The following is a 12,922-nucleotide window of genomic DNA, read 5'->3' on the forward strand; positions in this document are numbered from 1 at the left end:
CGACAGCACCACATAACCAGTTGTGAATTATTCTTTTTCCACGGCGAATCAAACACCATTCAGACAGTATTGGTTGGTTTTATCGCCATACAAGCGGATGACCTTTCCGAATTTTTCTTTCTGAATCGGTAAATAGCAGATTATCGGTTACAAAAATTCTGCAAAAAGTAAAAGTTCTATTGGTTTGTGTGGTTTTGGTTTAGGTTTTGCATGTGTTTTTGGGTGGGAAACAACACGGAAAAACTTGGCACAATAGGAAAAAGGCGGTGCGGGCCGGGTGTGAGATTTTTCATTAAAAATCGGCCTGAAAAGGGGTTTTATTGATAAAAATTGGGGTGTGTGTTTTAGATCGCATTCGCGGTTTTTCGTTGATGCTATCACTGTGCTTAAATCGGACAATGAGGCTTGAATGCTTTTGGGTTTTGTGGTGAAGCGTTGCGAAAATAAACGCGATCCCACCAAAGAACGAAAGTGCTCGAAAAACAAAATACGTTGGGTCGCACACACCGCAGTACCAACTGCGGCGCGACCACCGTCGGTTCGACGCTGACGCTGCGGCCCAGTTAAATAGAAAGTGGTGAACTTCACTATGGCATTCACGAAGCGGAAGGCTTTTGCCGCGATCATGGCGGCAACCATTGGTTCTGTAAGCTTGGTTGCTTGCTCTGACTCCTCCGAGTCCACCTCCTCTGGTGGCGGCGATGCTACTGGTCCTGTAACCCTGACCGTATGGACGTCTCAGGAGGACCAGACCGATAACGACGCCTGGCTGCAAACCATGCAGGCTAAGTTCGAGGAAGCTAACCCTGATCTCGACATCACTTGGAAAAACTCGGTTGTTTCCGCAGCTGATGCGGCAGACACTGTAAGCCAGGACCCGTCCGCAGCCGCTGACGTGTACCTATTTGCCAATGACCAATTGGGCTCGTTGCTGTCTTCTGGTGCCATTGGACAACTCTCCGATAACGGTGAAAAGCAGCTCAAAGAGCAAACCGAGGAAAACCTCGCTAACTCCGTCAAGCACACCGATGGCAACTACTATGGCCTGCCATATGAGCCAAACACCTGGTTCATGTACTACGACAAGTCCAAGTTGAGCGAAGAAGACGTCAAGTCCTTCGACACCATGTTGGAAAAGGCAAAAGTTTCTTTCCCGATGTCTAACTCTTGGTACCTGGGTGCATTCTATGCTGGCGCTGGTGCTACCTTCTTTGGTGCTGACGGCCTCGATGAATCCGCAGGCGTTCAGGCAGGGGATAAGGCAGCTGCTGTTACCAAGTATCTGGCTGAGGTCGTTCAAAACCGAACTTCATCAACGATGTTGATGGTTCCGGTATGGGTTCATTGGGTTCCAATGTTGACGTTGTGTTCTCCGGAGCATGGGATGCAAAGAATGCTGAGCAGGCGCTCGGCGATAACCTGGGTGTCGCCTCGCTTCCTACCTTCAAGCTGGATGGCGAAGACATGCAGATCAAGGCATTCTCTGGCTCGAAGGCTGTAGCTTACAACCCGAACACCCAGTCGCCACAGGTAGCTGCAATGTTCGCTGAATTCCTTGCTTCCACTGATTCTCAAAAGGTTCACTACGAAAAGAACGGCGTTGTTCCAGCTGATAAGAGCTTGGTTTCCGACGCAACCATCTCTAAGGACCCAGTGGCAGTAGCACTGTTTGAGACTGTTGCCAACGCTTCCATCCTGCAGCCAACCTTCAAGGCTATGTCCGACTTCTGGGAGCCAGCCGAAAACTTTGGTAAGGCTCTGGTTAACCGCGAAGTAACTGCTGATAACGCAGAAGAAAAGACCGAAGCTTGGTTCTCTAGCTATAAGTAAGCCAGGCATTCGCCGCTGTGCATCGTTTTAGCCGCATGAGGCTAAAAACCTACTAGCCCGAAGCGCCGTGACTTCCACGATATGGCGCTTCGGGTTTTAAAAAATTTTCATAGAGGAGCACTTAGCTTTTCGACGCTACCGCCTTAGGTTGCGGACGGCGCGGGAAGCGTCGAAAAGCTAAATGCTCCTCGCAAGAAAGGAGAAGGTCCATGAAGGTGGGCGTTGTGAATAAAAACACTGTGCCAAACCCACTGGAACGCGACCAATGTTGCACCCTGAAAGCTGATTATGGCATGGGGCTTGCCCGAATGAACGGCGACCTCTACACCAAGCTTTCTTTGTTTATCTTTGGCCTAGGAAACATAGTCCGCAAGCAGTATGTTAAAGGTCTGCTATTCCTTGCCATCGAAATCTTAAGTATCGCGTGGTTTATCAGCATCGGTTTTTCCAAAATTGCAGCGCTTCCTGAGCTTGGCGGCAATGGTGAGCAAACCCGCGAGAAAGTAAACGGATTCTGGGTCTATACCCAATCAGATCCCTCAGTTGTGGTTTTATTACATGGTGTAGCCGCTATTGCCCTTGTAATAGCTTTCATCTGGTTCGCCACTGTCGCCTTCCGAAGTGCCTACAAAGCGCAGGTGCAGGTTAACAATACTGGGCGAGCACGCACCTTTGTGGAGGACATCAAAGCGCTCACTGATTCCGATGCCCACATCCTCCTGATGTCGCTGCCAACGATGGGCATTCTCATGTTCACCGTTTTGCCATTGATCTTCATGATCTCCATGGCTTTTACTAGCTACGACTCCAAAAACACGCTCTACTTTAAATGGGTGGGGCTGGAAAACTTTGGCAAGGTATTCTCCAACGAGGGTGGCACCGTCAACCTGCAGTTGTTCTTGAGCGTTTTGACTTGGACCTTGGTCTGGGCGTTCTTTGCCACCTTCCTCAACTATTTCATGGGCATGTTCCTAGCCATGCTCATTAACCGCAAAACCACGTGGGGCAAAGGGGTATGGCGGGCAATCTTCTCGCTGTCTATCGCGGTGCCGCAATTCGCATCCCTGTTGGTGCTGCGCTCGATGCTGCAACCCCAAGGTGCAATCAACCGGTTGCTGATGGAAATCGGTCTAACGGAAACCCCGCTGCCATTTTTTACCGATGCAACCTGGGCTAGGGTCACCGTTATCGTCATTAACCTGTGGATCGGTATTCCGTACACCGTCATGCAAGTGACCGGTATTTTGCAAAATATCCCTGGCGAACTGTACGAGGCTGCTCGGTTAGATGGCGCATCATGGTGGCAGACGTACCGATACGTCACCATGCCGTACATGCTGTTTGTCATGACGCCGTATCTCATCACTACGTTTACCGCTAACGTCAATAACTTCAATGTCATCTACATGCTCTCCGGTGGTGCCCCCACCCCAGTCGGGGCCTCAGCAGGCAAAACGGATTTGCTGATTACCTGGCTGTATAAACTCACCGTGGATAAGGGCGACTATAACGTTGGTGCTGTCATCGGTATTTTGACATTCATCGTGCTTAGCGTCGTCGCTCTGATTACCTATCGCCGCTCCGGCTCGTACCGCAATGAGGAGGGATTCCAGTGACCGGAACCGTACGCAGCGAAAAAATGCACAATCAACGCACCGCCCGTCGGATTGCGGACATCGCTACCCACTTATTCCTCGGGGTGCTGGCGATCATCTGGGTAATGCCGATCGTGTGGGTGGTCTTGGAAAGTTTTAACAAATCCACCGCACCCTACCAGCCCACCTTCTTCCCTCGGGAATACAGCCTGAACAACTACAAACAGTTATTTACGGAAACCTCCGTTCTGAACTTCCCCAAGATGTTCATGAACACTCTCATCATTGCGATCTTCACCTGTCTTATCTCAGTGACCTTCGTTTTGATCGTGTCGTTCTGTTTATCCCGGATGCGGTTCCGCTTCCGCAAGATATACATGAACATCGCACTGATCCTGGGTATGTTCCCCAGCATCATGGCCGTTGTCGCTATCTACTTCATTCTTAAAGCACTCGGCCTCACTGGGGGCGGACTGACAAATATCGCCTTGATCATCGTGTATTCGGCTGGCTCCGGCATGATCTTCTACGTGATGAAGGGATACATGGATACCATTCCAATGTCGCTGGATGAAGCCGCTTATCTTGATGGCTGTACCCGGTGGCAAGTATTCCGGCTAATCATCCTGCCGATCGCGAAACCAATGATTGTGTACCAGGCAATCATCGGCTTCCTTACCCCTTGGCTCGACTTTGTATTGGCCAAGGCCATTGCTCGCACCCAGGATAACTACACGGTGTCATTGGGTCTGTGGAAGATGCTGGAAAAGGAATACATCCACGACTGGTTCGCTCGGTTTGCTGCTGGCGCGGTCTGTGTCTCCATTCCGATCGTCATTCTGTTCATCTTCATGCAGCGTTACTATCAAGAATCGATGGCCGGATCCGTTAAGGGATAAAAGGAACAACGTATCTACTCATGGGGCATCGTAAGACGATGCCCCATTTTTCATATCGTGGCTTAGAATAACTACTCATCATGACCAATACCGCTTCGCAATCTGGCTTTAAAATTCCGGCCTACTTTGTGCTCATCGGCATATTTTTACTGGCACAGGTGTGTGCAATAGTCGCGGAAAAGCACACCGTCGCCGATGCTGCCACCGCTAGCTTTTCGACGCTTACCGTAGTCATCCTCATTGAGCTCATCAGTTGGGCCGCGCTGCCGATCGTGGCGTTTGTGCTTATTGTTAGTTTTCGTCGGTTTGGGCTGAGCCTACGGCTATTAAGCATTCTGGTGGGACTCAGTCTCATCACTGAAATTTCGTACGACTTGGCCATAAGCGGAACGTTTCTTAATATGTCGAGCCAGAACTTCATGTGGGCGACCGTTTTGTGCTTCGTGATCGTGGCTGTTGATAATCACCTCAAAACCAAGCCGCGCCCTATTTACATCGCGGCAATGATCGCGGTGACACTCGCAGCACTGATGTGGGCGGTTCTTTTTAACATTGGGCTACGTTTTGGATTTGTCTATACCGGGGTAGTGCTCATTGCGCTTTTCCTTGTTTTTTACTACCTCCATGACCGGGAAAACACCATGATGATGACAGCCGCCTTGTTTGGTGCATCGTTTGGAATAAGCCCGGCTATCGGAGTTATTTTCCTTCACTACCGAGCTGAAAACCTCGACACACAATCCACGTGGCCACACCCAGTAACCCTTTTGATCTATCCTGCGATGTTATGTGCAGCTAGTCTGCTGTAACTTAAGCAAGCGATAGCTGCTGTCATGTGCTTGGATTTGACTGGGTGGCTAAATCTGTATAGGCTGCATTGAAGTCCCACATGTGTATGTGTTGGGAGCCTCAAGTTTTGCCTAATGGATTACCCATTACGGAAGTGGAACATCAACAGTTGTTGATTGTTTTCTTAACTTGCTGGAACACACGGAAGCGGCCCCGGAAAAGAGCCCCTATTTTCGTTTGTATAGGGTCTTTGCGGGGTAGGTGTGCGCCAAGGCGAAACTGTAAAGCACTAGTTTCTCGCTGGTGAGAAATGTAAAAATTATAGAAAGACGGTTCATGCCAACAATTCAGCAGCTGGTCCGTAAGGGCCGCCACGATAAGCCTGCAAAGGTGAAGACCGCTGCGCTGAAGGGTTCCCCACAGCGTCGTGGCGTGTGCACTCGTGTGTACACCACCACCCCTAAGAAGCCTAACTCCGCATTGCGTAAGGTCGCTCGTGTGCGCCTGACCTCCGGCATTGAGGTTTCCGCATATATCCCAGGTGAAGGTCACAACCTCCAGGAGCACTCCATGGTGCTTGTTCGCGGTGGTCGTGTGAAGGACCTCCCAGGTGTTCGCTACAAGATCATCCGCGGCGCACTGGATACCCAGGGCGTTAAAGATCGTAAGCAGGCTCGTTCCCGCTACGGCGCAAAGAAGGAGAAATAATCTAAATGCGTAAGAATAGAGCTCCAAAGCGCCCTATTGTTAACGACCCAGTATATGGTTCTGAGGTTGTTACCCAGCTGGTGAACAAAGTTCTCAAGGACGGTAAAAAGTCCGTCGCTGAGCGTATCGTTTACGGCGCCCTAGAGAAGTGCAAGGAAAAGACCGGTACCGATCCAGTTTTGACCCTGGAAAAGGCACTCGGCAACATCAAGCCTGAATTCGAGGTTCGTTCCCGTCGTGTCGGTGGTGCAACCTACCAGGTTCCAGTGGAGGTTCGCCCAGCTCGTGCAAATACCCTTGCTCTGCGTTGGTTGGTTACCTTCACCCGTCAGCGTCGTGAGAACACCATGATCGAGCGTCTCGCTAACGAGATTCTGGATGCTGCAAACGGTTTGGGTGCTTCCGTGAAGCGTCGTGAAGATACCCACAAGATGGCAGAAGCCAACCGCGCGTTCGCTCACTACCGCTGGTAATCATAGCCACGACCGTCGAAAAGCGATATCCAATGACCCAACCGGAGATGAACGCACCGGCTATTACCGCCAGGCTTTCCTGGTTGGGTCTTATTGTCACTTTTAAGACGCGTCATACCAACTACCACGTTGGTGCGTAAAGTTTTCGCCACACACTGGCAAAATTGAACAAACACTACCCGTAGTGAGTTCCGCCAAACTGGAACTCCAGCTACATAAGTTAGGACAATCGTGGCACCACAAGAAGTGCTTAAGGATCTAAACAAGGTCCGCAATATCGGCATCATGGCCCACATCGATGCTGGTAAGACCACCACAACCGAGCGTATCCTCTTCTACACCGGTATCAACCGCAAGGTGGGCGAAACCCACGACGGCGGCGCAACCACCGACTGGATGGAGCAGGAAAAAGAGCGCGGTATCACCATTACCTCCGCTGCTGTTACCTGTTTCTGGAACGGCAACCAGATCAACATCATCGACACCCCAGGCCACGTTGACTTCACCGTTGAAGTTGAGCGTTCCCTGCGTGTTCTCGATGGCGCTGTTGCTGTGTTCGACGGTAAAGAAGGCGTTGAGCCACAGTCCGAGCAGGTCTGGCGTCAGGCTGCAAAATACGACGTTCCTCGTATCTGCTTCGTAAACAAGATGGACAAGCTCGGCGCTGATTTCTACTACACCGTGCAGACCATCATCGACCGCTTGGGCGCTAAGCCATTGGTTCTTCAGCTCCCTATCGGTGCTGAGGATGACTTCGACGGCGTTGTCGACCTGGTAAACATGCGTGCTATCACCTGGCGCGGCAAGGTCGAAACCGGTGCAGAACCAACCATCGAAGAAATCCCAGCCGACCTGCAAGACAAGGCCGAAGAGTACCGCGAGAAGCTGCTCGAAGCTGTTGCTGAGTCCGATGAAGAACTCATGGAGAAGTACTTCGGTGGCGAAGAACTGACCATCGAGGAGATCAAGGGCGCCATCCGCAAGATGACCGTGAACTCCGAAATCTACCCAGTGCTGTGCGGTACCGCTTACCGTAACAAGGGTGTTCAGCCGCTTCTCGACGCGGTTATCGACTACCTGCCAAACCCACTGGACATTGGTGAGGTTGTTGGACACGCAGTTGGTGACGATTCCACCAAGGTTGTTCGTAAGCCTTCCGTTGACGAGCCATTCGCGGCGCTTGCCTTCAAGATCGCCGTTCACCCATTCTTCGGTAAGCTCACCTTCGTTCGTGTGTACTCCGGTATCGTTGAGCCAGGTGCACAGGTTTCCAACTCCACCAAGGGTAAGAAAGAGCGCATCGGTAAGCTATTCCAGATGCACGCCAACAAGGAAAACCCGGTTGACGAGGCACGCGCTGGTAATATCTACGCGTTCATCGGTCTGAAGGACACCACCACCGGTGACACCCTCTGCGATGCAAACAACCCAATCATCCTCGAATCCATGGACTTCCCGGATCCGGTTATCAAGGTTTCCATCGAACCTAAGACCAAGTCCGACCAGGAGAAGCTGGGTCTGGCTATCCAGAAGCTGGCTGAAGAAGACCCAACCTTCACCGTTGAGCTTGACTCCGAGTCCGGTCAGACCGTTATCGGCGGTATGGGCGAGCTTCACCTCGACGTTCTGGTTGACCGCATGAAGCGCGAATTCAAGGTTGAGGCTAACGTTGGTAACCCACAGGTTGCTTACCGTGAAACCATCCGTAAGCCAGTTGAGAAGATCGAATACACCCACAAGAAGCAGACTGGTGGTTCCGGTCAGTTCGCGAAGGTTATCGTTTCTCTCGAGCCATACGCGCCAGAACCAGAGACCTTGGAAGAGGGCGAGTCCGCAATCTACAAGTTTGAAAGCGCTGTTACCGGTGGTCGTGTTCCAAAGGAATACATCCCATCCGTGGACGCTGGTATCCAAGACGCAATGCAGTACGGCTTCCTCGCTGGCTTCCCGCTGGTGAACATCAAGGCAACTCTGCTTGACGGCGCATACCACGAGGTTGACTCCTCTGAAATGGCCTTCAAACTTGCTGGTTCTCAGGCACTAAAGGAAGGCGTTGCTAAGGCAAAGCCAGTCCTGCTTGAGCCAGTGATGGCTGTTGAAGTCATTACTCCGGAAGAGTACATGGGTGAAGTCGTTGGTGACATCAACTCCCGCCGTGGACAGGTCAACGCTATGGATGACCGTGCCGGTGCCAAGGTTGTAAAAGCCAAGGTCCCACTATCTGAGATGTTCGGTTACGTTGGTGACCTGCGGTCTAAGACCCAGGGTCGCGCCAACTACACCATGATCTTCGACTCCTACGCTGAGGTTCCAACCAACGTTGCCGCAGATATCATTGCTGAGCGTACTGGTTCTTAAAAACCAAGAGGTTTTTAAGTAAAACCACGGCTTAACGGAAAGCGCCCGCTGTGCCAGCGGGGCTACCTCCAAAAAAATGGGGGTAGCGGCCTTCTAAGGCCTTGAGTTACACTCTAGGTTTTAGACGGCCGTTACCCTGAAAGATTCCTAGAATATTCCGGTAGCGGTTTGAAAAACTAGCGCTGGGCGCTTAGGATCATGTAATTGGCACATTTGTAATAGCTGTGCTGCCAGGCTGCCGAATTAGCAGCTAGAATGTACAGCACTGATCAAACCCGTGGCTGCGAGTTTCGTAGCCACCACGAAGTCCAGGAGGACAACTAGTGGCAAAGGCAAAGTTCGAGCGTACTAAGCCTCACGTAAACATCGGTACCATCGGTCACGTTGACCACGGTAAGACCACCACCACCGCTGCTATCACCAAGGTTCTGGCTGACGCATACCCAGACCTGAACGAAGCTTTCGCTTTCGACGCCATCGATAAGGCTCCGGAAGAAAAAGAGCGCGGTATCACTATTAACATCTCCCACGTGGAGTACCAGACCGAGAAGCGCCACTACGCACACGTTGACGCTCCAGGTCACGCCGACTACATCAAGAACATGATTACCGGTGCTGCTCAGATGGACGGCGCAATCCTCGTTGTTGCTGCCACCGACGGTCCTATGCCGCAGACCCGTGAGCACGTTCTGTTGGCTCGCCAGGTTGGTGTTCCTTACATCCTCGTTGCACTGAACAAGTGTGACTCCCCAGACGTTGATGAAGAAATCATCGAGCTGGTTGAGCTTGAGCTTCGTGAGCTGCTCGCTGAGCAGGATTACGACGAGGAAGCACCGATCATTCAGATCTCCGCTCTGAAGGCTCTCGAAGGCGATCCTAAGTGGACCCAGGCTATCCTCGACCTCATGCAGGCTTGCGATGACTCCATCCCAGATCCTGTTCGTGAGACCGACAAGCCATTCCTCATGCCTATCGAGGACATCTTCACCATCACCGGCCGTGGTACCGTTGTTACCGGTCGTGTTGAGCGCGGTTCCTTGAACGTTAACGAAGACGTTGAGATCATCGGTATCAAGGAAAAGTCCACCACCACCACCGTTACCGGTATCGAGATGTTCCGTAAGCTTCTCGACTACACCGAAGCTGGCGACAACTGTGGTCTGCTGCTTCGTGGTATCAAGCGTGACGAAGTTGAGCGCGGTCAGGTTGTTGTTAAGCCAGGCGCTTACACCCCTCACACCGAGTTCGAAGCTTCCGTTTACGTTCTGTCCAAGGATGAAGGTGGCCGCCACACCCCATTCTTCGACAACTACCGCCCACAGTTCTACTTCCGCACCACCGACGTTACCGGTGTTGTGAAGCTTCCTGAGGGCACCGAGATGGTTATGCCTGGCGACAACGTCGACATGACCGTTACCCTGATCCAGCCAGTTGCTATGGACGAAGGTCTGCGCTTCGCTATCCGCGAAGGCTCCCGTACCGTTGGTGCTGGTCGTGTGACCAAGATCCTGAAGTAATTTCGCTTGCGCCACCTCATGTGGCACAGTGATCTTTCTTGATCTAAAAGCCTCCACCTCGCGTTCGCGAAGTGGAGGCTTTTACATTCTGCTTTGCTCTTTACAGCTGCGGGGCGGTAAGTTAAGGGGGCGGGTGTGCGTCGAAAAGCACAATTGGTCTTCTGAAAGGGTTCTTCGTGGAGAAAAATGATGATCTCAATCACGTACCAGTGTGCAACACCTCTGATATCCGCCTGGTGCGGGTAAAAGAAACGTTACGTAACCGCAACCTCAATCCCACATTATTCGTCATTGATGATGAAGAAAATATTATCCAGGCAGCGCGAGCGGGGGTCGAGCTGCTAGGTGTCTTCATTAGCTCCACCGCCCGTGTGTCCAGTGAGTTTTTCCAAGAAAAGTCACTAGCTAACGTCGATATAAATCAAGTGGAAGCTTCGGATGTACGCGAAATTTTTGGTTCAGAACGCTTGTCTCGAGTTTTTGCTCTAGCCAAATGGCATGATCGCCCGAACCTCACCTCCGTATTTGACCGGCCTGGCGACATTGTTGTCTTAGATGGCGTGCGCCTGATGGGCAATATCGGTGCCATCGTGCGAAATGCCTGTGCTTTTGGTGCTGCGGGAGTAGTTCTTATAGAAAGTGATATCCCAGACCTAGTTGATCGCCGGTTGATTCGGTCTAGCCGCGGAACCGTCTTTTCCATCCCCGTTGTTGTGGCAAACCGGGCGGAAATTATTGAGCACGCGCGGAAGAATGATATTCCCTTCGTGGTTCTTGATGGCGGATCGGAAAAAGATATTTCTGAGATAAGCAGACAAGACTCGCAGATTGCAATCGTTTTGGGGAGCGAAAAAACAGGGCCATCTGCGGTGATGAAAGACGTCGCCACCACGTCTTATCGCATCAGTATTAACCCTGCGATAGAGTCGCTGAACGTCTCGGTTGCAGCGGCTATAGCACTGCACGAGCGGCGGCGTTAAGTTGCTTGGAGGGCGCAGCACAATGCGAAAATTTATATTCGCATAAGTTTATTTATAGATTTTGAAAATCTGGGAATAGCTGACCTTGGTTCTGTGTTGAAGTAAATACAGCTCAACCACGGCGTGTGGCCTACTGCTGTCGATTTTGAAAACTGATAATAGCTTAAGTTAAATCAGTTTTGTCAACGACGTATGTTCATCTAGTCAGCTTATTGAAAGGACACTTAAATGGCGTTTGGTTTCAAACACAAAATCGCCGCTCTTTTGGTGCCTATAGTTGGTGCAAGTATTATCAATCTCCCAACCGTGGCCTCTGCGATGGAAAAATCCGACGTATCGATTAATTTCGGCTGCGAAATCACAAGAGGCGGTTCGAATCCGAACAAAGTCTTTTTCACTCATTCCGCTTTCCCAGTGCGGCTATCCGCAAACGTGTCGCGGCTTGTCAATGTCGGTATCGCTGATCCTTTTGACTACGCGATTAAGAACTTATCGGTATCATTCCCTAGCAGGCTTCCTGGTTCGACAAACCCAGAACTAACTGGAATCTCGCATGCTCGCATCAACCTACCGAACCCGTCGGGAGTCGATAATTTCGCAGCGGAGGCTGCACCTAACTCAGGTGGTATCGTCACGCAAAGCGGGAAGGTACTTGCGCTTTCCGGAGGAGCAACCAGCGATGATGTAGCGTCCTTTGATGATCTGGCCAAGATTACAGAACCCAAAGGTATTCAAGGGACTCGTGTCGGCGATGCTGTGAACGTGAAGTTTCCAGACACTACTTTGAAAGTTCCAGCCCAAAACGAGCAACGGGAACTAAAGTTTGTGTTGCCAGAAACTAGCAATCTTGCAGACGTTAATTCAGTGACATTGACAGCAGCGGGAACCGCAATCAATGGTAATGAGCGCCTTAATGTAGTTCTTCGCTGCATACCGGCATCGTTCCAGTCTCCATTCCCAACGGTAAATATAGTTTCCCAAGACGCAGCTGCTATACGTTTCCTCAACTTTGGCGAAAGTGTACGGACTGCTGTACTAAACCAGTCCAATACATTGACAGGCGTGGCCTTAAAAGAAAACGGTAAACCAGCGCCAAAAGACGTGCCGATCATCCTTGATTCCGATGAACATTTAGGCTCATATTCCAATGCGCAGGCTTTAACAGACGAAAACGGAATTTTTCGATTCGAATTTACCGCCCGAAGTGATGAGCTGTATTTCGACGGTGGTTTCGTCGATCTATTTGCGCGGGTTGGAGGGCTTACAAGTCCAAAGCTGCGGCTGAACACTGTCGCTGAAAACAAAGCTGGCAGCGCTCAAGTCAATCCTGAATCCATAGATGTGAATCCGAGACCAGGCACCATTACCATCGGTGGCACGACAACGATTGAAGTGACGCTAAATTTTGCGAACGGAATTCCAGAAAACCTACCAGAATCAATTCAGATAACTATCGATGGTTCTCCCGTCCAAGTAATGCGCAAAGGGAAAACCAATGTCTACAGCACAACCTATACACCTACTACCACCGGGCTGAAGATCATTGGGGCAACCTTCGGTAATGCCTCAGCCTTCGCGGCGCTGGATGTTACTGAGAAGAATAATCCGCCCAGCGGCGGCTCGTCGTCAAGCGTGTGGAAGATCGTGGCGGGTGTTGTTGGAGCACTGGGCTTAATCGGTGCCTTGATCGCTGGTGCCCTGAACTTCCTGCCTCGCGCTTTCAAGTTCTAAACCGGTGCGGTTAACTGTATTGCCCACAACCTTGGCGGTACA

At 51.1% G+C, this 12,922-nt stretch carries 10 protein-coding genes and 1 pseudogene; 10 read left to right on the forward strand and 1 reads right to left on the reverse strand.

All coding sequences use genetic code 11. The features are described from left to right. Window positions 1–147 precede the first annotated feature (147 nt). A complete protein-coding gene (locus CMUST_RS02035) occupies window positions 148–627 on the reverse strand; it encodes a hypothetical protein (RefSeq protein WP_144414101.1) in 480 nt (159 codons plus the stop codon). Between CMUST_RS02035 and CMUST_RS02040 the strand changes: the two are divergent. The 10 genes and pseudogenes from CMUST_RS02040 to CMUST_RS02085 all read left to right on the forward strand — a co-directional run bounded on the left by CMUST_RS02040 (window position 590) and on the right by CMUST_RS02085 (window position 12,880). Continuing rightward, window positions 590–1,830 (forward strand): annotated as a pseudogene (locus CMUST_RS02040) (extracellular solute-binding protein). The gene CMUST_RS02035 and the pseudogene CMUST_RS02040 sit on opposite strands and share 38 nt — an antisense overlap. 293 nt (window positions 1,831–2,123) lie before the next feature. After that, window positions 2,124–3,446, forward strand: coding sequence for a carbohydrate ABC transporter permease (locus tag CMUST_RS02045; RefSeq protein ID WP_236690187.1), 1,323 nt, complete (start codon window positions 2,124–2,126; stop codon window positions 3,444–3,446). Between the two features lie 23 nt (window positions 3,447–3,469). Then, window positions 3,470–4,324 carry a sugar ABC transporter permease gene (locus tag CMUST_RS02050; RefSeq protein ID WP_047263285.1) on the forward strand — a complete coding sequence of 285 codons (855 nt, stop codon included), beginning with the start codon at window positions 3,470–3,472 and terminating at the stop codon, window positions 4,322–4,324. 80 nt (window positions 4,325–4,404) lie between these two features. Further along, window positions 4,405–5,133 carry a hypothetical protein gene (locus tag CMUST_RS02055; protein WP_052844476.1) on the forward strand — a complete coding sequence of 243 codons (729 nt, stop codon included), beginning with the start codon at window positions 4,405–4,407 and terminating at the stop codon, window positions 5,131–5,133. A 316-nt stretch (window positions 5,134–5,449) separates the two neighbouring features. Next, window positions 5,450–5,821, forward strand: coding sequence for a 30S ribosomal protein S12 (gene rpsL / locus CMUST_RS02060; protein ID WP_047261122.1), 372 nt, complete (start codon window positions 5,450–5,452; stop codon window positions 5,819–5,821). A gap of 5 nt (window positions 5,822–5,826) precedes the next feature. Then, entirely contained in the window at window positions 5,827–6,294 is a 468-nt protein-coding gene (gene rpsG, locus CMUST_RS02065) for a 30S ribosomal protein S7 (RefSeq protein WP_047261123.1), read from the forward strand. A gap of 285 nt (window positions 6,295–6,579) precedes the next feature. After that, window positions 6,580–8,652, forward strand: a complete 2,073-nt coding sequence (gene fusA, locus CMUST_RS02070) for an elongation factor G (protein ID WP_047263287.1) — start codon at window positions 6,580–6,582, stop codon at window positions 8,650–8,652. Between the two features lie 323 nt (window positions 8,653–8,975). After that, window positions 8,976–10,169, forward strand: coding sequence for an elongation factor Tu (gene tuf, locus CMUST_RS02075; protein WP_047261124.1), 1,194 nt, complete (start codon window positions 8,976–8,978; stop codon window positions 10,167–10,169). 176 nt (window positions 10,170–10,345) lie between these two features. Next, window positions 10,346–11,149: a TrmH family RNA methyltransferase gene (locus tag CMUST_RS02080; protein ID WP_052844477.1), complete on the forward strand. Its 804-nt coding sequence runs from the start codon at window positions 10,346–10,348 to the stop codon at window positions 11,147–11,149. Window positions 11,150–11,377: 228 nt separating this feature from the next. Further along, window positions 11,378–12,880: a hypothetical protein gene (locus tag CMUST_RS02085; RefSeq protein WP_047261125.1), complete on the forward strand. Its 1,503-nt coding sequence runs from the start codon at window positions 11,378–11,380 to the stop codon at window positions 12,878–12,880. The last annotated feature ends 42 nt before the right edge of the window (window positions 12,881–12,922 follow it).

This window comes from Corynebacterium mustelae (genome assembly GCF_001020985.1).
GTDB lineage: Bacteria > Actinomycetota > Actinomycetes > Mycobacteriales > Mycobacteriaceae > Corynebacterium > Corynebacterium mustelae.

Coding starts and splice junctions, on each gene's coding strand:
- fusA (WP_047263287.1), top strand. CDS start 6,580: ATGGCCCACATCGATGCTGGTAAGACCACCACAACCGAGCGTATCCTC.
- CMUST_RS02045 (WP_236690187.1), top strand. CDS start 2,124: ATGGGGCTTGCCCGAATGAACGGCGACCTCTACACCAAGCTTTCTTTG.
- rpsG (WP_047261123.1), top strand. CDS start 5,827: ATGCGTAAGAATAGAGCTCCAAAGCGCCCTATTGTTAACGACCCAGTA.
- rpsL (WP_047261122.1), top strand. CDS start 5,450: ATGCCAACAATTCAGCAGCTGGTCCGTAAGGGCCGCCACGATAAGCCT.
- CMUST_RS02035 (WP_144414101.1), bottom strand. CDS start 627: ATGATCGCGGCAAAAGCCTTCCGCTTCGTGAATGCCATAGTGAAGTTC.
- CMUST_RS02085 (WP_047261125.1), top strand. CDS start 11,378: ATGGCGTTTGGTTTCAAACACAAAATCGCCGCTCTTTTGGTGCCTATA.
- CMUST_RS02055 (WP_052844476.1), top strand. CDS start 4,405: ATGACCAATACCGCTTCGCAATCTGGCTTTAAAATTCCGGCCTACTTT.
- CMUST_RS02050 (WP_047263285.1), top strand. CDS start 3,470: ATGCACAATCAACGCACCGCCCGTCGGATTGCGGACATCGCTACCCAC.